This is a genomic window from Pseudoalteromonas sp. TB41, from assembly GCF_000497975.1.
Lineage (GTDB): Bacteria > Pseudomonadota > Gammaproteobacteria > Enterobacterales > Alteromonadaceae > Pseudoalteromonas > Pseudoalteromonas tetraodonis.
Window position 1 is genome coordinate 1 of sequence record NZ_AUTH01000020.1, and the last position, 20,869, is coordinate 20,869.

Below are 20,869 nucleotides of genomic sequence, written 5' to 3' on the forward strand. Positions count from 1 at the left end.
CTTGGCTCCCCCTCCCCGACTCGAACGGGGGACCTGCGGATTAACAGTCCGTCGCTCTAACCAACTGAGCTAAGGGGGAAGCGTCTTGCCTTTCAACGGGGCGAAATATTAATGACCGCATAGCAAAGTGTCAACATATAAAAGATCATAAATTCAAAAAAGAAGTCTATTCGTTGTTTTTATGTGCAATCTGCGCATTTTGTAACACTATTTAAGTAAAGCGCAGTGATATTGTTTTATAAAAACAGGGCAATATTTGCATGAAGTTTGTAATTTGAGGCAATAAAGTGATGAGTAAAATTTAAGAAAACGGCTTTTAATAGCAAAAACGCGTTCTATTTCCTGTATTTTTATAAAGCGATAATTAACTTATTTAAAATAAATGGCTCCTTTTTATTTTGGTACGTTAAAACGGTTGAACTAAATGCCTATTAGTTACGTAAACTAAAATTAGCGCTAAAACATAATATAAATTTTGACTGCAGCAGCAATGCTTTGTACAAAAATAAAACAATCAATGAGTTAGCTACCTGTTTGAGTGTGCTACTCACTGTTATTAGTCTAAGAAAAAATCACCTTCATACACATAACAGGGGCATACAATGCTGTTTGCATATTGGTAACGGAAAAAACCAAATGATCAGACAATTTAGCACTCGGTTGTAGCCCTTTATAAACGTGGGGTTGATTGAGTTATCCACGGTTTCTGTGGATAACTCTGTTTATGAAACTTTAAGAACATCAGCACCCCCAGCATTGTAGGGCGCTACAACGATTTCAAGTATTTAAAAGCTTTTTTTTTATACATTTAAAAACAATAGCTTACGATTCAGCTAAGTTACTCACTTAATCGATAAATAAAATTTTTCGTGACGATAAAACACAGTCTCTGACTGTGTGATAAATCAACAAAATCTAAAAAATAAATGTTGCAAAAGTTACATAAATGTATTTTATTTGGTTTTTAGTGTGTTAGCGCAAAATTTGTTTACAAAGGCATAAAAATAACAGTTTGTATATTAAACGTTTAATTAATTGTTTAGATTTAATAAAGCATGGCTTGAACAGCTCGGATGCTTTAAAATATGCCGTTCAGTAAAAGAGGCTTATTTATTTTATGCGCGCACATTCTCAATCACATACTCGCCCTGATTTACTCACCGCCCCAATCTTGCCTACATTAAAGAAAATGACCATTCCGATGATCTTTGGGATGATCACCCTAATGATGTTCAATATAGTTGATACTTTTTTCATTAGCTTATTGGGTACTGAGCCGCTTGCTGCAGTGAGCTTTACATTTCCCGTCACTTTTACCGTTATTAGTTTAGCGATTGGTTTAGGCATAGGTACCTCAGCGGTAATAGCAAAAGCATTAGGCAGTAACAAGATTGAAGAAGCGCGTTTTGATGCCAGTATATCGTTGTTGATTGCGGTGGTATTAGTGTTGGTTTTATCTACGTGTGGCTATTTATTAATTGATCCTATTTTTACTTTACTCGGAGCTGGGGAGCAAGTATTACCGCTCATTCATGAATATATCAGTATTTGGTTTTTAGGCAGTGTATTTTTAATTACCCCGATGATTGGTAATTCTGTACTGCGTGCCAGTGGCGATACTAAAACACCGAGTATTATTATGGGTGGAGCGGGGCTTATCAATGCGGTACTCGATCCTGTACTTATTTTTGGTTTTGGCCCCATTCCTGCGTTTGGCATTAAAGGAGCCGCCATCGCCAGTGTTATAGCATGGGCAGTTGCTGTGGCAATTATTTTATACTTATTAATTGCTAAAAAGCGCTTATTGAGTTTAAAAGCAGGGTCGCAAACGGTTATTGGGGCTATTCGTAAAATATTAAAAATAGGCTTACCCGCAGCAGGTGCTAACATGCTAACACCGGTTGCTATGGCAGTAATGACGGCATTGGTTGCACATCATGGTCCAGAGGCTGTGGCTGCTTTTGGAGTAGGGAGTCGAATAGAATCAATAGCGAGTTTGGTGGTATTAGCATTATCGATGACTTTGCCACCTTTTATTAGTCAAAACTTTGGAGCCAGTCATTTTTCTCGCGTAAAGGATGCCTACCTACGAACCTTAAAATTTGTGATGTTATGGCAGTTTGTTATTTATATTTTATTAATTATGTTCTCAGGCGTCATAAGTGAAATATTTGGTAAGGAGCAAGCCGTTGTTGATGTCATAAAAATGTTTATTTATACCATCCCATTAAGTTATGGCTTGCAAGGAGTGATCATTTTATCCAACTCCTCGTTTAACGCTTTACACAAACCCATGAACGCCTTAGTTTTGAGCGTCATTCGGTTATTTATTTTTTATGTTCCCTTTGCGTATATCGGGAATGAACTGGCAGGTTTAATCGGCTTGTTTATTGGCGCGGCCATTGGTAATTTATTCACAGCCCTTGTAGCCTATAAGTGGTTTATGAGAGAAATTGAAGCGTTAAGCAGTCAAGCATTACAGGAGTGTAGTCATTGAGCGATCATTTTCAGTTAGAATCAAAATTTAAACCCGCTGGGGATCAGCCTACCGCTATCGCTCAGTTGTGCGAAGGTTTAGAAGCAGGGCTTGCTCATCAAACCTTATTGGGCGCAACAGGGACGGGAAAAACCTTCACGATGGCTAACATCATTAGTGATTTAAATCGCCCCACTATTATTATGGCGCACAATAAAACCTTAGCGGCGCAATTATACGGCGAGATGAAAGAATTTTTCCCGCATAATGCGGTTGAGTACTTTGTATCTTACTACGATTACTACCAACCAGAAGCCTACGTGGTAGCCAGTGACACCTTTATTGAAAAAGATGCATCCATCAATGAACACATTGAGCAAATGCGGCTCAGCGCCACTAAAGCGCTATTAGAGCGTCGCGATACCATAATCGTTGCGTCGGTATCGGCGATTTATGGTCTGGGCGATCCTGATTCATACATGAAAATGATGCTGCTTTTAAAAGTGGGTGAAAAGGTTGATCAACGTGACATGTTGCGCCGCCTTGCAGAGCTGCAATACACCCGTAACGATATTGATTTTAGTCGAGGTACATATCGTGTTCGCGGCGAAGTGGTGGATATATTTCCAGCTGAATCAGATACCTATGCAGTACGTGTAGAAATGTTTGATGATGAAGTTGAACGCTTGAGTATTTTTGATCCCCTCACTGGTGCTGTTGAAAAACACATAGTGCGCGCTACTATTTACCCTAAAACTCACTATGTAACGCCACGAGAAAAAATACTCGAAGCCATCGAAAAAATAAAAGTTGAGCTTAAAGAGCGCAGGGCACAATTACTCAGCGCTAATAAATTAGTTGAAGAGCAACGTATTGCGCAGCGTACCCAATACGACATAGAAATGATGACCGAACTTGGTTATTGCTCAGGCATTGAAAACTACAGCCGTTACTTATCGGGGCGTACACCTGGCGATCCACCGCCGACATTACTTGATTATTTACCCGACGATGCATTAATGATTATTGATGAATCGCACGTAACTGTCTCGCAAATTGGCGCTATGTATAAAGGCGATAGAAGTCGTAAAGAAAACCTCGTTGAATACGGTTTTAGGATGCCCTCGGCCATGGATAACCGCCCACTGCGTTTTGAAGAATTTGAAGCCATTGCACCGCAAACTATTTATGTGTCGGCCACACCGGGTGATTTTGAATTAGAGCGCAGCAATGGCGAGGTTGCTGAACAAGTTATTCGTCCAACCGGCTTACTTGATCCATTAATAGAAGTGCGTCCGGTTGGCGATCAGGTTGATGACTTACTCTCAGAAATTTATAAAAGTGTTGAAAAAGGCGAGCGTGTATTAGTTACAACACTGACTAAACGCATGGCTGAGGATTTAACCGACTACCTGAGTGAGCACAATGTAAAAGTACGCTACTTGCACTCTGACATAGACACCGTAGAGCGGGTTGAAATTATTCGTGATTTACGTGCCGGTGTGTTTGATGTGTTAGTAGGCATTAACTTACTACGTGAAGGTTTAGATATGCCAGAAGTGGCATTAGTAGCTATTTTAGATGCCGATAAAGAAGGCTTTTTACGCTCAGCTCGCTCGCTTATTCAAACCATAGGCCGTGCTGCGCGCCACCTTGATGGTCGTGCTATTTTATACGGTGATAGAATCACTAAGTCGATGGCCAAAGCCATTGATGAAACCCAGCGACGCCGCGATATACAGCATGCTTATAATGTTAAGCACGGTATTGAGCCTAAAGCACTGATCAAAAAGATACTCGATGTAATGGATGTAGGTGAAGATGCTTCACCGCAAGATAACTTACAGCTTATTCGTAAAGAGTCTAAAAAAATTCTTAGTGCGAAAGAAATTGCCACGCAAATTAAGCAGCTTGAAACCAAAATGCATGCCTACGCCAGTGATTTAGAATTTGAAAAAGCCGCCTCTGTACGCGACGAAATACATGAACTACAACAACAGTTGATTAATTAAATGACAATCGATTTTACTCCTCTTATTAATGCATTAGCAGACACGCCTTTTGCAGATAACGAATTATGCCGCGTATTTCATGGTCGCGGCCACAGCGTAGAAGCGCTAAGCCATATTAACTTAGACTTTTATCCACCGAGTTTGTTTTTGGTGTCATACAGTGAAATTGATGAGGTAACACTCACTACGCTCACCGATATGTTATGGCAGTGGGCACAACAACATCATCCAGAGCTAATTACTGCATTGGTGTATCAGCAGCGAGCGGGGCTGCAAAGCCATAACACCCTTGTTCACGGGCAATTGCCCGCGCGCCATAGCGTAGCCGAAAATGGTGTGCGTTTTTTGGTTGATTTAATGAGTAAGCAAAACACCGGTATTTTTCCAGATATGCGAAAAGGCCGTGAGTTTGTCATGCAAAATAGTAAACATGCCAAAGTACTTAACCTGTTTTCTTATACTTGTGGTTTTTCGGTAGCGGCTATGCACGGCGGTGCCGATCATGTGATGAACATGGATATGAGCAAAGGCGTGTTAAAAGTCGGTAAGCAAAACCATCAATTAAACAATGTTGATAGGGGCGTCAGTTTTTTACCGCATGATATTTTAAAGTCGTTTGGTAAGCTAAAAAAAGCCGCACCGTTTGATTTAATTATTGTTGATCCACCCAGCTTTCAAAAAGGCAGTTTTATATTAACAAAAGACTACCAAAAAGTGCTGCGCAGACTTCCTGAGCTTTTAAACGATACTACACAGCTGTTGTTATGCGCTAATAGCCCAGAGCTTTCAGAAAACGACTTTAAAGCACTTATTCAAGAACATACTCAAGGTGCTATTGAGTTTGTTAAACGCCTAGAACCGACTGATCGCTTTATTGAAATTGATAGCGATAAAAGCTTAAAAGCATTGGTGTACAAAACAAAAACATAGTGAGTTAAATGAAACTGAGTAAACGTTTAAACGCCATCAATTCATTAATTACAGAGCCTTACGATATTGTTTGGGATTGTTGCTGCGATCATGGCTTTTTAGGGATGGCGTTACTTGAGCGCGATATAGCAAAACATATAAATTTTGTGGATATTATTCCAACGTTAATGGAAGCGCTCGAACAGTCGCTGCAACAATTTGAGCAAGGTAAATCTTTACCTTCATGGCAAGTGCGCTGCGAAGATGTTGCGCAAATTAAATTGCCAACAGCTGCAAAGCAAGTGGTGGTTATTGCTGGTGTGGGGGGCGATTTATGTTTAAAGCTTATTGAACAAATTATTGCCAACAACCCGCAAAGCTTGCACCAACTCAGTTTTATTATTTGCCCCATTCAGCATCTTTACAAAGTGCGCGAAGGTTTAAAAGCCTGTAATTTAAAGCTCGAAAACGAGCAAATTATTGTTGAAAACAAACGTTTTTACGAAGTATTACACGTTAGTGTAAATGCCAGCCAAACACTCACTCAAACCGGTGCTCAAATGTGGGATAAACACAATCCACAACATCATCAATATCAGCAGCAATTGCTTAACCATTATACTCGAATGCTCAATAAAGATAGACTTTACTATCAAAAAGTTATAACAGAGTATCAACGAGTATTTGAATGCTAAATACTCCTGTCAGTGTGATCGGTTTTTGTGATTAACTACGTAAAGTGCTTCATAGTTAATATCTTGCCACTAGGCGGATTTATTTGGTTTAAATATGTCAGATAAAAATATAAAAATTGAGCCATTATTAGGCGATGGGCAAAAGTGGCAACACAGTTACGAGCAACCGATTTCGTATGCGCCGTTAGTACAACTGGCCAATAATAATTGGATTGTTCCCCAGCATTTTTTACGTTACAAACATACGCTAGCCAGCGTTAATGAAGTGCTTAACGACATTAGTTTTTCTACTCACTTTAGTGTGTTAGCTGCAGAAAAAAACAGTGATATTTATCTGCAAGTGGCGGTACTTAGTCCAGATAATTACCGTGCTGAGAACAAAGCAAAAAAGTTACTGTTTGGTCGTCGCTGGCCAGTAGAGCAAAATTTGCCAACCTCAGAGCTTATTCAAACAGCATTTTTAGCATTGAAAGTGGCACGCGAGCATGAAGTAAGAGAGCTTTTTCAGCTGCAGCATCAAGGCGCAACCAGCACGCCGTTTAATAATCATCATGATTTACCTGTTATGGCGCAAAACCCTGAGCTTGTTAAAAGCACATCGTTTAAAAATATTCCATTGAACGACCTGATAGAGCGCCTGGTGTTTGCGGATAATAAAATTGCGCTAATTAACTGCCAAGCCATAATCACCGGCGAGCAGGTGTATACGGTTAAACTTCATTGCGATAGTTGTCAGCTAAGCGAATTTAATAATAAAACCTTGTCATTTTTAGCACCTGATGCAACAATCAACAGCTTTTTACATAGCTTTATTGCCGCACTGGTTGCTGTAAGTAACGAGTATGTGAGTGAGCATTTTAAATACCAAGGCTTTGCGCGCTTTAGTAAAGATGTACACGCAGAGCAGGTCGGGGAGCTAAGCATTGCCATGCGTTCACCAAGTTCAGTTAGTTTATGTTCTATGGGTAAGCAAGAGGCGAATCAGTTAAACTTTGAAATAGACAGCGGCAGGGCACCCCAAGGGTGTGGACAAGCCATTGGCGGGTTTTTAGCTGCCCATGGTATAGAGCAGCCAGAAAATGCACATTTATACCCTAATTATTTATAACTAAGGGACAGCTATAGTTTGTTTATTTCTTGTTTTACGCTATAGCTTGAGTCGGTAACAATGGCTTCAAGTGTTTGTACTCGCTGTTTGAGTTCAGTCACTTGCGCGGTTACTTCTGCTAGTTGCTTATGAGCATCTTGATTGTTGTCTTGAACTTTATGTTTAAACTCAAGGTGCTTTTTATACATATCGTAAATAACCCCCGAACCTACAGAAATAAGTACAATGAGAACTATCATTGTTGTGCCAGACATAATTACTTCCTTTAATTTTATTTTAAGTTTAAATTATAACCATAATTAAGCGCCGATAAAGCTAATTAATTGTAACTTTATTTGTATTTATAAAGTCATTGTTATTATTTGTGCCGCCACCATATAGTAACCATGCAGTTTTTTTTAATCGATACAAGGAATAGGTATGTTAAATAATAAAATTCCACCGGTTGTCGTTGTGGTATTTTTCGCTGCTGTTATGGCACTGATTGCGCATTACACAGTAATAGACTTTACCGCCTTCATAACTTACCTAGCATTAGGATTAGTCGCTATAGGTTGTTTCTTTTGTGTTGCTGGGGTCGTCAGTTTTCGTTTAGCCAAAACCACGGTACTACCAAATAAACCTGAGCAAGCAACAAGCTTAGTTACCTCAGGGGTATATAAACTCTCACGTAACCCTATGTATTTAGGCTTTGCTTTTATACTGGCGGGGTGGGGCGTGTGGCTAAGCTCTATTTGGGCTTTTTTAGGTATTGTGGGCTACGTTGGTTATTTAACGCTGTTTCAAATCATTCCCGAAGAGCGGGCGTTACATCAGTTATTTGGTGAGCAATTTGAGGATTACAAATCGCGGGTAAAACGCTGGCTTTAATGTTTTTTCATACTAAAAAAGGCTACCCTTGGTAGCCTTATAGTGTGCTTATTTTAAACTTTACTCGTATTCAAGCGGGTCGGTTACGTTGTTCAGCTCAAAGGCTTCTAAACGTTCTTGGCAAGCGCCACATTTGCCACAGGCCTTATCACGACCGTTATAACAGGTCCATGTTTGGCTGTAGTCTAATCCCATTTTAATACCATCGGTTAAAATATCGATTTTAGTATTATTTAAATACGGGCTAAAAATTTCTACCGCATCGTAATTAGCAATACGACACACATCATCCATCTTTTTAACAAACTCAGGGCGGCAATCTGGGTAAATAGCATGATCGCCCGAATGCGCACCGTAATATACTTTGCTTGCTTTAAGCGACACCGCATAACCTACCGCTAAAGAAAGTAAAATCATGTTGCGATTAGGCACAATGGTGCTTTTCATGCTTTCTTCTTCGTAATGGCCTTCTGGCACATCAATATCGTCCGTTAACGACGAACCACCAATAAGCTGATTAATTGCCGATATATCAACAATTTTGTGCGGTACATTTAGCTTTTCACATACGCTGGCGGCGACTTTAAGTTCTTTAACATGACGCTGACCATAATCAAACGAGAGGGCATAAACATCATGGCCTTGCTGCAGGGCTTTATTTAATACAGTAAATGAGTCCATACCGCCGGAATAAATAACAACTACTTTTTGCGTCATACGTGGTTTGCTCTTTAGTTTTGATAGAGGTTTATATCAGGGCGCGATATACTACACGGCCAAGGCATAAATGACAATTTTTGCACCGTGCTTTGTGATTTCTAATAGTAACAATTTTGCCGTCAGGTTGTAAGTGAGATTTCTTTTGTACAAAATTAATGAAGTGTTTGAAACCATTCAAGGTGAAGCGAGTTTTACTGGTACGCCGTCTATTTTTTTACGCCTGCAAGGTTGCCCTGTGGGATGTTCATGGTGCGACACAAAGCAAACTTGGGATGTTGATAACGTATATAAAGTATCACTTGATGACACGGTAGAAAAAAAAGCCGACTCAGATCATTGGGCCGAGGCCAGTGCAGCGCAGGTACTTGAGTTATTTAAATCCCGTGGCTATACCGCCAAGCATGTTGTTATAACCGGTGGCGAACCTTGCATGTATGATTTGAACCCAGTATGTAATTTACTGCATGATCATGGCTTTAGCACACAAATAGAAACCAGTGGCACCTTTGAAATTCTTGCCCCTGCCCAAACGTGGGTTACGGTATCGCCAAAAATTAATATGCGTGGTGGTTACAAAGTATTGAGCAGTGCTATGCAACGCGCCGATGAAATTAAACATCCGGTTGCTATGCAAAAGCACGTAGAAGAACTGGAAGAGTTATTTGTCGCCACGGGTGTTAACCCAAAACTGGTATATTTACAGCCAATCAGCCAAAAAACGTCGGCAACTAAATTAGCCATTGATACTTGTATCGCCAAAAACTGGCGCTTATCAATTCAAGTACATAAGTATTTGGGTATTAATTAAAGAGCAGCTGTAAGCTGCTCTGCGTTAAGTTATATAACGTAGATACAAGGTTGGGTTATAAACCCAACCTAATTAAACAACTTTCAACTCATAAAGTTAAGCTGGCTTTAAATATAATTTTCATCAATAAACTGACACCACAGCTGTGTATTTAATTCTGGTACATTTGGCTTATCTCTAATACCGAGTTTAAACATGATCACAGAGCGCCATTCTAAAGAGCCAATGTCTGGCCCATGTCCATAACCGTCACCGGTATTAATTTGCTGCTCAACATAGTTAAACCATGCCTCAGAGCACGGCGAATATTGTTCATCTTTTTGCGCAACACTACTGCATCCAGCAATAATGAGTAATAAAGGGGCCATTAATAGTTTCATATTTTACCTATGTGTTTATTTTGCTAATCGCTGCTGTGTTAAGTTTAAACGCTTATGTGAGCTGTATACTTGCAACCTTTCATCGTCCGTAATTAAAAATGCATCCATTTCTACAGATATTAAAGCTGATATGGGGAAAATCTCTAAAACACCAAGATCAGCAAGTTTAGCTGAAAGAAGTGCCGTTTTGCCGTTAGCAATAAAGGTAGAGTCTTGATCACGGTAATCGCCATCAACATATAGTTTTGCACCACCAAACCATGAGTTAACAATTTTAATTTTATGACCCTTAACTGTGAATTCGAACTCTTTTCTCATTTTCAAACTCCATTATGGTTGTTATGTTTTTTCTTTAAACTCAACAGGTACTTCAATTTCAATGCCGCAACCTTTTCCATAGCTAAAAATAAATGCATACTTTTCGCCATTAAGAGGTTTAGCAATAAACCAAGCTTTTGTCTTTCCTTCTTCTTTGACCACAGTTGTTGGTATGGCAAATAGTGGGTCATCTTGCTCACCTACTGCAACCCAAACAAAATTAAACATCTCTTCTTTAATTTTCTCTGGTAAATATACTGTAACGGAAAATGAACTATTATTTTGCTGTACACTTACATTAAATAAATGATTGTATTTTAAGTTCCATGCTGCAACTTGATCATCAGTTTGAATGCATGATGCAGCAGAAGAGCCAAATCTAAACAGATATAATAAAAATAAACATCGCATTATCGATTTACCTAAAACCAATAGTTATTTCTCCTGATTAGTTGCTTGTTAGGTGCATTATGATTCTATTTCAGCTTCTGACTTAATAAGCTCCGAGATCTTAGATAAATCGAATTCATCGTGAGGAATAATTTCAATTTTATCAGTAAACTTTGATGACATGGATTTAAGATTTTTGGCTAGGAAATGATCCCACTCATATAAGAGTTCGAGGATGTCTGCCTTTACAAAATGATCTTCACCATTTGTATTTGACGAATAGCCTTCAACAGAACCATTTAATAGTGCATGTCGGTCGAGAATATAAGAACGTCTATCAGAGCTATATCCTGTGTTTACGGTGTGTGAAGCGTAATACGTCCTAAATAGAAAGATTGGTAACTCGTCCGCCTCACTCTTTGAAAATGGTATTTTTAATTTAGAAGATAGTGCTATTAAAGCTTGTAGCTGAAGATAACAGGCATTGAATATTCCGTACATGCGTAAGTATGCTTCACCAAATTTTTCGTTTCTCGATTCATGTATATTGATTCCATGATTGTAGAAGTCATCCTTAGCTAGTTGAGTATCTTCGAGCAGATACAAAGAATCTATTACAAATCCATAGTCACGGATATTGTCTAATTCGAGTATTGAAATAATTTGAGAATTAAAATCATCAGAGATGTTTATTGAGCATAAGCTTAAAACTTCTAGCATTATTTTAATGCGTAAATCAATTAAATTAATATTGCTCATTCGCTTAATATTTACTCCTTGCACCTTACTATTTTCTAGTCCGCGCGTCGCGCAGGTTTCTACTATGTCACGCTCATTTATTTAATTTATATAGTTTTAACAAATTACCTAAGATATTACTATCACAAACTTTTCTATGACTTTTAAGCAAAGCTAATACTAAAAAACGTTGTTATTGAGCAGCGCTTTTGTTTTTATTTTGTTGAACCTGATACGACTCTATAAAAGTGGACACTTATTTAAGGAATAAGTGTTATGAAAATCAAAACTAGGCGTAGTCATTCAATTGAATTTAAAACAAAAGCAGTTGAACAATCGTTAGACTCTCCAGATACTGTTAATGTAATAGCTCATCGGCTGGACATTAACCCTGTCTTATTATCTAAATGGAGACGAAAAATGACGTCAAAAAGTACATCTAACCCAATTAAAAACCAAGGCCCTGATAAGTCATATAAAGATTTGGAGCGCCAAGTGCGTAAGCTTGAAAAGCAATTGGAAGATGCGCAGTTGGAGAACGATGTGTTAAAAAAGGCGAAGGCCTACTTGGACAGCCGAAAAGAATAAGATTTGAGTATATTCACCAAGCTGCGACAGCTAAGAAAACGATAAAAAATTATGCACATGGTTGTCAGTATCAAAAGCTGGATATTATAAATGGCTAAAGCAATCATTAAGTCAACGTGCGTCAGAAAACGACTCATTGCTTGAGTTTTTGAAAAAAGTAAGTAGTGATGAGCACTGTATTCCGGGCTACAGAAAGTTGTGGAAAGCCGCTATAGATAATGGGTATGAGTGTAGTAAAGGCCGTGTGCAGCGATTACTGCAGAGTATGGGTTACCGCTCAGCCGCGGGTAAACGCCGATATACCGGTAGCGGAAAAAAGCAGGGGCATATCACTGCAGAAAACTTATTGGGTCGTGAGTTTAGTGTTGATGAACCCAATACGGTATGGGTGTCAGACATAACGCAAGTTCGTTGCAGAGAGGGTTGGCAGTATTTATGTGTAATTTTAGATTTATACTCACGCAAAGTCGTTGGTTGGGCAACAAGTCGAGTTAACAGCGCAGACTTGGTGATTAGAGCGTTAAAAAAAACATGGGATGCACGTAAACCTGATGGAAGTCGCTTATTATTTCACTCAGACCAAGGCAGCCAGTATCGTGCAAAAGAAACAATATCGTGGTTGAACAACCGACAGGTAACAATTAGCATGTCGAGAAAAGGGAATTGCTGGGATAATGCCTGCTCAGAAAGCTTTTTTGCCCAGTATAAAAAAGAATGGATGAACAATTTAAATGAACTGAGTCGTAGTGAAATGACAGTACAAAGTCGCTTTTATATCGAAAACTACTACAACTCAGTAAGAATGCATGGCACGCTAGGAAATGTGAGTCCCATGCAATACGAGTTAATGAATTAAAAACCCGTGTCTACTTTATCGGGGTCGTATCAACCTTGAACCTTGAACCTTGAACCTTGAACCTTGAACCTTGAACCTTGAACCTTGAACCTTGAACCTTGAACCTTGAACCTTGAACTAAAACCCAAGTTTGCAAAGTACACTGGTGGTGCATATATTAAACTAAGTGATTGGGAGAATGCGCTTGGTTAAATACCTACTACTGTTGTTTGTTTTTTCTTATGTTTTTATAAACTCGGCTTTTGCTACTGTAAAAGTGGGCGTGACTCACTGGGTTGATTACACTAATCCGGATGAAACAGGCGTTTATATTGAATTATTAAAAGAAGTTTATGTGGATGAACAGCTCGAGTTTGATTTTAGTACTTACAAACGAATTACCAATTTATTTGAACAAAAACAATATGATATTGTTGTTGGTGTTGCTAAAGAGGATATTCCTTTAGCTTATTATCCCAATTGGTATTTAGACTACGATTACCCAATTAATGCGTATTTTGTAGATTCTGCTCATAAGTTTAATAAACTGTCTGATTTAAACAACAAAGTATTAAGCTGGCTTGATGGCTACAATTTCGATAAGTTTATTGAATACCCACACGATTATTACCCGGCTTCTACTATTGAAAACGCAGTGGCACTGCTACTCAATAAACGCATAGATGCTTTCGTTGATTTTGACTACAACATTCCCAAAGAGTACAAATCAAAGCTTAATTATGTAGAGGTTGTGCCAGCAAGGCCTATTTATTTAGCCTTTTCGAATAATGAAAAAGGGAAAGCCTTGGCGAGAAAATTTGACCAAACAATGCCAAAATTAAAATCATCGGGACGGTTGCAGGCATTATATAAATTAGATTATGAAAATACGCGTTTTGCAGAGTTTGACGCAAATAAAACAAAAATCGTATTAAGTAGTAACGATGAGTCTTTGCTACGACTGAACTCAGTTACCGAAGGAAAATCACTCGACGCGCAGCTTTATAAGTTAATTTTGGCTGAAATGCGAGATTACAGAATTGAGTTTGTAAAAGCGCCAGATACCAATGTTGAGGTGCAATTTGGCATTAGTCATTGTTTCGCCAATAAAATTAACACGCCAGAACGAGCAAGCCGCTATTTAATATCAAAGCCGTTTTCTTTGTATCTCGCACCGCGACTTTATTCTCCAAATAACTTGGCTCAATTTAAACATATAAAAAATTTAGACGAGTTGGTGTCACAAAGTGGATTAAGGTTGGGGTTATCAAAATTCAGAATATTCTCCGAAGACATTATGTCTCTACTTGAAGAGGTAGATAAAACTAAAATAAAACCAGCTCCCACTAATATATTCTCTAGATTACAACAATTAGCGAAGTTGCAAGAGTTTGATGCGTCTATTGAATACCCCAGTGATGTAGCCACGTATTGGCACGATATAACAGATGCTGATATTCACTCCTTTGATTTGAAATTAAAAACATCGTTTACTGTTGGGCATTTAATGTGTGAGCGCAGTGAAGAAAATATAAAATTTATGCAGAACTTTAATAATACACTTTCAAAATTAATTCAAAGCGATGAATATAAAGCGCTTATATACCACTTTACGGCTGACTTACCTGCTGAACAGTTTAATAAAATTTATCAGCAAGCACTGTTAGATGAAGAGTGAGAACGCAAGCACAACGTGGTTTTTTAACCGCTAGGGTAGGCATATTTATCATTGAAATAATAAGCCGATGATAAAAATAAAGCCGCCTTTGTAAGGTAGATTTGTATAACGCTGAATACTTGGCTCTGAAAATTCAAACAATGGCACTAACAAGTGCACCTGCGTCAGTAATACCGGCGTCTTTCATGGCTTGGCTAATCATTTGTACCAGCGCGACTACTTGAGATTGTGTTGATGAAACAATATTTGCCTGTGCTTCAATTTGTGCTTGTATGACCTCGTCTTCCGGATCGGATTGAGTTTTTAATTGAGAGAGTAGCTCTTTTTGTTGTTCAAGCTGCTGTTTAAGCTCTTTAAGTTGCTCTATCATTTTTGCGATATATTCAGGCATTTCTGAATTTGCTGTTTTTTCAGCGTTTTGCTCAGCCTCTTTTCCTGAGAGTTTATTGCGTTCTTTGTCTGATAATTGATAATCAGTGTTGTCCTGATTTTTTGTTGTGTCTTTTGTTTGTTGTGTAATATTTGTTTTTTCGGCTGTAATTTTAACGTCAAAGGCTGAGTGTTTATTTAGCTGTATCACGGTTTATTATCCATAATGTTATTTGTTACTAATTTAACTATCGGCAGGAATGCTAAAGTACTAAAGCGATAAATACAAAAAAGCGTTGCCCTTGAGCAACGCTTTTATTTTATCTTGTTTAGCCTTTAGCCTTTAGCCTTTAGCCTTTAGCCTTTAGCCTTTAGCCTTTAGCCTTTAGCCTTTAGCCTTTAGCCTTTAGCCTTTATTCAGCTGCTAAATAATCTAATACCACTTGGTGGTGATCTTTGGTTTTGAATTTATCAAACAAGTGTTTAATTTTACCGTCTTGGCCTACTAAGAAAGTGAGGCGGTGAATACCGTCATATTCTTTGCCCATAAACTTTTTATAGCCCCACACCCCAAATGCCTCAGCAATGGCATGATCTTCATCTGAGAGTAGGTCAAAGTTAAGCTCTTTTTTTGTTTCAAAGTTTTTAAGACGCTTAATCGGATCTGGGCTTATGCCAACAACATGGGTGTTAAATTTAGCAAGCTCGGCTTGTTGGTCACGCAGGTTTTCGGCTTGTACTGTACAGCCAGGCGTTGACGCCTTAGGATAAAAGTATACCAGTACTTGTTTTTCTTTTAATAACTCGCTGAGCACGACGGTTTCGTCATTTTGGTTTTGTAAGCTAAAAGCCGGTGCTGTGTCGCCACTTTGTAATGGGGTAATTTTGTTCATGCTAAACTCCTTAGCGAATACGTCGAAAGATGTAATCTACGTTTAAAACGTGCGAAAGGTTTTCAAAACTAATTTTAAATTGGTCAATATCAACGTCAACGGGAATATTAAATTCAAGTTCACAGCGCATTTTTAGCTCAGTTTCTTCTTCGTAGGTGTCTGACTTTAATGAGCAAATATTAATATTATTATCTGCAAAAAAACGCGTTACTTTACTTAATGTGCCAGGGGTGTCTATGCCGGTATATTCTAAGGTATAGCCTGCACAAAATTCGCTTTGATTATGGCTTGAAGTACGCTTCATCATAGTGAGCAGGCCAAGCTCCATACCTTTGGTCGGTAATGTATGCTCTATGCGGCTAATGGCTGACATATCACCGCTTAGTAGCATAATAAAGGTGAATTCGTTGCCTAAAATTGCAATACGGCTATCTATAATATTACAGTGGCAATCGCTTACGAGTTGCGTAAGTTCACTGACGATGCCCGATCTATCCTCGCCAATTGCGGTTAAAACAATTTGATGATTTGAAAATGCAGTCATGGGTTTTAAAGTACCTAAGTTACTTGGATGAAAACAACCGACTTGGCAACAAAAAAATAAACACGTAGCGTTGCACGGCGGCAAAGTTTAACACAAAACCCGCGTTAAACTATAGCGGCGGTTAATTTTAGGCGGTTAATAGTGCAGTGTTTCTTGTTTTTACAAGCTTGTGAAAGTACCATAGCAAAAATGTGTCTATTTGTAGCCTAGTCCGTTTGTTATCTCATAGGCTGAATGCAGTTAGGCAAGCAAATTATAAATGTAAAGTTAATATTGATTTTACACTGAACCAAATCGGTATTACCCACTCATATATTTGTTAAAACAATTAAGGGTATGCTAAGGAGAATTATCTGTGCAGTATTGGATCCCAAAAGCACTAGCAGTAAGTGTATTGGTAAGTTTGTCAGGGTGTAGTGTATTTACAAGTGATGCTCATAATGAGCGTAATTACCGCGCCCATGAGCCGGTTAAAGCGCCTGCATCGTTATCTCAACCCGCTCAAGATCCTGTTTATAAAATGGATGTTGGTCAATATGATAATAATCCGGAGGCAACAAACTATCGTCCGCCGGCGCAAGTTTTAACCATTGCTAAAGGCAGTTGGGTTGAGGAAGCAGATAAACAAGCGCGTATTTATTTTGATAAAAATGACGGCATTGAAGATTTAGATGTGTTCATTTGGGATTCGATTCAAGCCGTGCTTGCTGATAATAACATTAACGCAACACAGCAAGATAAAACGCAAGGAACACTCGTAACCGATTGGTACGCTATTGTAAAGCCTGAAGAAAGCTGGTTATGGGGCAATGATGAAAGCGTTGATTTAGAGCGTTTTAAATTTACCATTGAAGAAAAAGAACACCAACGCACAGCGTCTTTAACCGCTGAGCTTATTGATTTTAAAGGTGATAAGCCGCTAACTGATTTATTAAAACAACAGCTTGAAGTGCGTGCGCTTAACCAAGTAGTGAGCGAGTTTGATTATCGCTACCGTCAGCTTGAAGTTGATATGCGTAAGCGTCAAGGGATCATCTCGTTAGAACTCGGGTTTGATAACAAAGGCAATGCCGCACTTGTTACTGAGCAAACGTATGACACCGTATTCGATCGCTTTTCTGGATTTTTAGAGCGTTTGTCGTTCACAATTGTTGAAGTAAACCAAGAGACAGGTTTAATTACAGCAGATTATGCGAAAGTAGAAAGCAGTGTGTGGGATTCAATTTGGGGCGATGAACCAACAGAGCTTCCAATTGATGAAGGTCAATACCAAATTTTGGTTAGCAAAATCAAACAAGGTGGCACCAGTCTAACGTGGATGGATGACAAAGGCGAAACGCTTGAACCAGGTACAATGAATGGGTTACAACAAGCATTAGAAGCGGCGTTAATCAAGCGCGGTATTAAAATTTAATAAATATAAATACTTCCCACAAAAAGAGCACTTAGCTCTTTTTGTGGTTTTTACAGGTTGAAAATATGTCTCAGTTAGATTCATCACGCCCAGCACCGGTCCAAAAAAGTTATGATTTGAAAGTATGGTTGGTTTTTTTAATTCCTTCTTTAATCGGTGTTTTTTTGTTTATGACGCCAGTACCGTCTGGCGAAATAATGACGATTCCTATTGCGGTAATGGCAAAAGCAATTCAAGCTTTATTTAGTGAGATAGCGCTTGGGTTAATAGCGACAATTATTTGTATTACTGGCGTTATGTCGTTGATATTTAGTGTGTTTAAACCGAAAAGCTTAACCAAATTTCGCTTATTAAATCATTTGTTTAATGTGAGTTGGATTTGGTTAGTAACACGGTTATTTGGTATGGCGTTTGTGCTTTTAACTTATTTTCAAGTTGGGCCGCATGCTATTACCTCAGAAAATACCGGTTTATTAGTATTAAAAGATTTACTACCGGTGTTGTTTTCGGTGTTTATTTTAGCGGGCTTGTTACTGCCGTTATTACTTAATTTTGGTTTACTTGAGCTGGTGGGTACCTTACTTACTAAAGTAATGCGTCCATTGTTTGGCGTACCAGGGCGCAGTGCAGTTAACTGTGTTGCTTCGTGGTTAGGTGATGGCAGCGTCGGTATTTTAATGACTGCACGCCAGTATGAAGATAAATACTACACTCAACGTGAAGCTGCGATTATTGGTACCACTTTCTCTGCTGTATCAATTACCTTTTGTTTGGTTGTTATTGGCCAAGTAAAGCTTGAATATTTATTTGCACCTTTTTACCTAACCGTGTGTTTAGCGGGTGTAGTGGCTGCGATAATTGTTCCGCGTTTACCGCCACTGCGTTTTAAAAAGGACGTGCTTATTGACGGTGAAGAGCCCGATGGAAACGCTGAATTGGTTCCTGAAGGCAAAACATTATTTAAGCATTCACTTGATGTTGCATTAACTAAAGCAGAAAAAGCACCAGGCTTAAAAGGCACAATTGAAGAGGGCTTACACAACGCATTTGATATGGTGTTTGCAGTATTACCTGTGGTAATGGCTGTGGGTACATTTGCGTTAATTATTGCTGAGTACACGCCGATATTTCAATATTTAGGTATGCCGTTTATTCCATTTTTAGAATTACTACAAATACCTGAAGCTGAAATGGCGGCGCAAACGATTATGGTGGGATTTGCAGATATGTTTATTCCGTCTATTTTAGCCGCAGGCTCAATTGAAAGCGATGTAACACGCTTTATTATTGCTGCCATGAGTGTAACGCAACTTATTTATATGTCTGAAGTGGGCGCACTTTTATTAGGTAGTAAAATACCGGTTAATATTTTTGAGTTATTTGTTATATTTATTCTCAGAACTTTAGTAACCTTGCCAGTTATTGCCTTAATGGCACACTGGTTAGTTGGCTAGAACAATCATTTAAACAAAAAAGCCCTGATTATTCAGGGCTTTTTTGTTTCTTTGCTTTGCGCAGATGAGCGTGGTGCTGAAGGTTTAAACTCGCTTTTTGCACTTAAACGCAGCAGTACTAAATTGCCGATAACAATAGCCAGTACAATCACGATAACGAGTACGATTTGCCAAATTTGCATTGCGATGCTCTTATTTTTTATTAAGCGGTAATTATGACCACTTTAAATAAAAGCCGCAATCCTCTCTAGGACTGTAAATAAGCAATTAAAACCGTTGTGCCACCGATAACGTTAAAAAGTTAATGCCTGGGTTTGGCGATTTAAATCCGGCGTTTGAATAGTGAATAATTCGCAGCGCTACATTAGTTTCACCAAAATCTGCCACTAGGCCTATCCTATCTTCAAACTGATAGTGAGTACTTAGGTTTTTACCAGCAAAATAGCGCTCATCAAGTAATGAAAAACCAATGCCAGCCTCTACATAAAAGGGGGTGTTGTATACACTAAATGCTGGAAATTGCACCACCGGTGACACAGCCAAGACCACGTTGGATTGTGATTGTTGATCATGGCGGTATTGCCACACGTTAACGCTGCTTTCTAAATAAAAACGAGCATCGCCGACAAAGTTTTGCATTCCTTGAGGGTGATATTGATACGCAAGCTTTGTCCCTGTTACATTGCCTTCTCCTTTTAAAAAATCGACGGCATAACCATGGTTAGAGGATGCATAAGCGGCTTTGGTAGCCAATATAAACAGGGTAAAAACAAGAACAAAAAGTCTGTTGTATGAGGTTTTCATAACGGCCAACTAGGGTTTAAGTCAAAATATTAAAGGGATAATAAGGGCGGTGAATTGGTGTTTTCAATGAGGACAAAAAGCCGCTTGTATATGGCTTGTTAACCGATTTATTTAACCAATTGAATTTATTTAATTAATTCAATTGGTGCCAATTAGGCATTAATAAGTTGCTTATTTATGCCTTTTTTATTGCCTGTTATTTGCGTAAATTACGCTTAAATTAATTATTTAAACTATGCATTTTTTATGAAACTTATAAAGCTTTTAGTGGTTATTGCTGTTTTTTTCAGTAGCACTTTGTATGCACAAACGCAGCCATCACCTAAGCAGTTATTGCAAACTGTAGCAGAATCATTATTTAACGATATTGGACAGGTAAATGCGAAAGGCGATGCCAGCAAAGAAGCCATGTCGTTAATTGTTCAGCAGCGTTTAATGCCACATATTGATGTTAAGTTTGTGTCGTTTAAATTATTAGGTAAGCATATTAAAGGTATTAACCGCGAACAAGGTGTTGCGTTTATTAATGCTGTAGAGCATTACTTAACAGGAACATATGCCGGTGCGCTTATGAAGTACACAGGGCAGGATGTAATATTTGAGCAAGACGCTGCTGCAAGCGACTCTAAATTTGCTACGGTAAAAACGCAAATTATTGAACCGAATAAGCCAACCATTGATTTGCACTTTAAATTGCGTTTAGGTAACAACAACCAGTGGAAAGTATACGATATTGTTGCAGAGGGAATTTCGTTACTCAGTGCTAAGCAAAAAGAGATCATTCAACGTATTTCTGATGTGGGATTAGACCAAGTCACAGCAGAACTTCAGCAAAGTTAGTACTTTTGCAATTAACAGCTCCAACC

22 protein-coding genes, 1 tRNA gene and 1 pseudogene are annotated in these 20,869 nt (G+C 38.6%); 12 read left to right on the forward strand and 12 right to left on the reverse strand.

Annotation, left to right across the window (positions count from 1 at the left end; translation table 11 throughout):
• Positions 1-2: 2 nt before the first annotated feature.
• A tRNA-Asn gene (locus L641_RS0103145) sits at positions 3-79 on the reverse strand.
• A 1,038-nt stretch (positions 80-1,117) separates the two neighbouring features.
• On the opposite strand from L641_RS0103145, the gene L641_RS0103150 reads away from it, so the two are divergent.
• From L641_RS0103150 to L641_RS0103170, 5 genes are all read left to right on the forward strand, one after another.
• Positions 1,118-2,497: an MATE family efflux transporter gene (locus L641_RS0103150; RefSeq protein WP_024601103.1), complete on the forward strand. Its 1,380-nt coding sequence runs from the start codon at positions 1,118-1,120 to the stop codon at positions 2,495-2,497.
• Positions 2,494-4,488 carry an excinuclease ABC subunit UvrB gene (gene uvrB / locus L641_RS0103155; RefSeq protein ID WP_013465278.1) on the forward strand — a complete coding sequence of 665 codons (1,995 nt, stop codon included), beginning with the start codon at positions 2,494-2,496 and terminating at the stop codon, positions 4,486-4,488. Before L641_RS0103150 ends, uvrB begins: the two co-directional genes overlap by 4 nt.
• Complete coding sequence (locus L641_RS0103160; RefSeq protein ID WP_024601104.1) at positions 4,489-5,418, forward strand: class I SAM-dependent methyltransferase; 930 nt, start codon at positions 4,489-4,491, stop codon at positions 5,416-5,418. It abuts the gene before it with no gap.
• 8 nt (positions 5,419-5,426) lie between these two features.
• Positions 5,427-6,092 (forward strand): tRNA (adenine(22)-N(1))-methyltransferase TrmK, encoded by a 666-nt coding sequence (locus L641_RS0103165; protein WP_024601105.1) that lies wholly within the window; start codon positions 5,427-5,429, stop codon positions 6,090-6,092.
• A 94-nt stretch (positions 6,093-6,186) separates the two neighbouring features.
• Positions 6,187-7,200, forward strand: a complete 1,014-nt coding sequence (locus L641_RS0103170; RefSeq protein WP_024601106.1) for a hypothetical protein — start codon at positions 6,187-6,189, stop codon at positions 7,198-7,200.
• A gap of 11 nt (positions 7,201-7,211) precedes the next feature.
• Here the strand turns inward: L641_RS0103170 and L641_RS0103175 are convergent, their stop codons facing one another.
• A complete protein-coding gene (locus L641_RS0103175) occupies positions 7,212-7,454 on the reverse strand; it encodes a hypothetical protein (RefSeq protein WP_013465274.1) in 243 nt (80 codons plus the stop codon).
• Between the two features lie 166 nt (positions 7,455-7,620).
• Here L641_RS0103175 and L641_RS0103180 point away from each other — a divergent pair, with 166 nt between their 5' ends.
• A complete protein-coding gene (locus L641_RS0103180; RefSeq protein ID WP_024601107.1) occupies positions 7,621-8,070 on the forward strand; it encodes an isoprenylcysteine carboxylmethyltransferase family protein in 450 nt (149 codons plus the stop codon).
• Between the two features lie 60 nt (positions 8,071-8,130).
• On the opposite strand, the gene queC is transcribed toward L641_RS0103180, so the two are convergent.
• A complete protein-coding gene (queC, locus tag L641_RS0103185; protein ID WP_013465272.1) occupies positions 8,131-8,787 on the reverse strand; it encodes a 7-cyano-7-deazaguanine synthase QueC in 657 nt (218 codons plus the stop codon).
• A 145-nt stretch (positions 8,788-8,932) separates the two neighbouring features.
• On the opposite strand from queC, the gene queE reads away from it, so the two are divergent.
• Complete coding sequence (queE, locus tag L641_RS0103190) at positions 8,933-9,598, forward strand: 7-carboxy-7-deazaguanine synthase QueE (RefSeq protein ID WP_024601108.1); 666 nt, start codon at positions 8,933-8,935, stop codon at positions 9,596-9,598.
• A gap of 107 nt (positions 9,599-9,705) precedes the next feature.
• Here queE and L641_RS0103195 read toward each other — a convergent pair whose 3' ends face one another.
• Genes L641_RS0103195 through L641_RS0103210 form a run of 4 tightly spaced genes read right to left on the reverse strand, consistent with a single transcriptional unit; the run spans position 9,706 to position 11,445 of the window.
• Complete coding sequence (locus L641_RS0103195; RefSeq protein WP_024601109.1) at positions 9,706-9,978, reverse strand: hypothetical protein; 273 nt, start codon at positions 9,976-9,978, stop codon at positions 9,706-9,708.
• 15 nt (positions 9,979-9,993) lie between these two features.
• The gene (locus L641_RS0103200) at positions 9,994-10,296 is read right to left on the reverse strand and encodes a hypothetical protein (protein ID WP_024601110.1); all 303 of its coding nucleotides are present in this window, start codon (positions 10,294-10,296) and stop codon (positions 9,994-9,996) included.
• 21 nt (positions 10,297-10,317) lie between these two features.
• Entirely contained in the window at positions 10,318-10,728 is a 411-nt protein-coding gene (locus L641_RS0103205; RefSeq protein WP_236613509.1) for a hypothetical protein, read from the reverse strand.
• Between the two features lie 36 nt (positions 10,729-10,764).
• Complete coding sequence (locus L641_RS0103210; protein ID WP_024601111.1) at positions 10,765-11,445, reverse strand: hypothetical protein; 681 nt, start codon at positions 11,443-11,445, stop codon at positions 10,765-10,767.
• Positions 11,446-11,700: 255 nt separating this feature from the next.
• Here L641_RS0103210 and L641_RS0103220 point away from each other — a divergent pair.
• Together L641_RS0103220 and L641_RS0103225 are read left to right on the forward strand one after the other, a co-directional pair.
• Positions 11,701-12,868, forward strand: a pseudogene (locus L641_RS0103220) (IS3 family transposase).
• 178 nt (positions 12,869-13,046) lie between these two features.
• Positions 13,047-14,525, forward strand: coding sequence for a transporter substrate-binding domain-containing protein (locus L641_RS0103225; RefSeq protein ID WP_024601112.1), 1,479 nt, complete (start codon positions 13,047-13,049; stop codon positions 14,523-14,525).
• Positions 14,526-14,658: 133 nt separating this feature from the next.
• Here the strand turns inward: L641_RS0103225 and L641_RS0103230 are convergent, their stop codons facing one another.
• The 3 genes from L641_RS0103230 to L641_RS0103240 all read right to left on the reverse strand — a co-directional run bounded on the left by L641_RS0103230 (position 14,659) and on the right by L641_RS0103240 (position 16,331).
• A complete protein-coding gene (locus L641_RS0103230) occupies positions 14,659-15,105 on the reverse strand; it encodes a hypothetical protein (protein WP_024601113.1) in 447 nt (148 codons plus the stop codon).
• Positions 15,106-15,307: 202 nt separating this feature from the next.
• Complete coding sequence (bcp, locus tag L641_RS0103235) at positions 15,308-15,787, reverse strand: thioredoxin-dependent thiol peroxidase (protein WP_024601114.1); 480 nt, start codon at positions 15,785-15,787, stop codon at positions 15,308-15,310.
• Positions 15,788-15,797: 10 nt separating this feature from the next.
• Positions 15,798-16,331: an ACT domain-containing protein gene (locus L641_RS0103240; protein WP_013465263.1), complete on the reverse strand. Its 534-nt coding sequence runs from the start codon at positions 16,329-16,331 to the stop codon at positions 15,798-15,800.
• 355 nt (positions 16,332-16,686) lie between these two features.
• On the opposite strand from L641_RS0103240, the gene bamC reads away from it, so the two are divergent.
• Together bamC and L641_RS0103250 are read left to right on the forward strand one after the other, a co-directional pair.
• Complete coding sequence (gene bamC, locus L641_RS0103245) at positions 16,687-17,745, forward strand: outer membrane protein assembly factor BamC (RefSeq protein ID WP_024601115.1); 1,059 nt, start codon at positions 16,687-16,689, stop codon at positions 17,743-17,745.
• A 65-nt stretch (positions 17,746-17,810) separates the two neighbouring features.
• The gene (locus L641_RS0103250) at positions 17,811-19,199 is read left to right on the forward strand and encodes a YjiH family protein (RefSeq protein ID WP_024601116.1); all 1,389 of its coding nucleotides are present in this window, start codon (positions 17,811-17,813) and stop codon (positions 19,197-19,199) included.
• A gap of 32 nt (positions 19,200-19,231) precedes the next feature.
• On the opposite strand, the gene L641_RS22785 is transcribed toward L641_RS0103250, so the two are convergent.
• Together L641_RS22785 and L641_RS0103260 are read right to left on the reverse strand one after the other, a co-directional pair.
• The gene (locus L641_RS22785; protein ID WP_076916055.1) at positions 19,232-19,381 is read right to left on the reverse strand and encodes a DUF2897 family protein; all 150 of its coding nucleotides are present in this window, start codon (positions 19,379-19,381) and stop codon (positions 19,232-19,234) included.
• A gap of 85 nt (positions 19,382-19,466) precedes the next feature.
• Positions 19,467-20,003: an acyloxyacyl hydrolase gene (locus L641_RS0103260; protein WP_024601117.1), complete on the reverse strand. Its 537-nt coding sequence runs from the start codon at positions 20,001-20,003 to the stop codon at positions 19,467-19,469.
• A gap of 246 nt (positions 20,004-20,249) precedes the next feature.
• Here L641_RS0103260 and L641_RS0103265 point away from each other — a divergent pair, with 246 nt between their 5' ends.
• A complete protein-coding gene (locus L641_RS0103265) occupies positions 20,250-20,843 on the forward strand; it encodes an ABC transporter substrate-binding protein (RefSeq protein ID WP_024601118.1) in 594 nt (197 codons plus the stop codon).
• Positions 20,844-20,869: the final 26 nt, after the last annotated feature.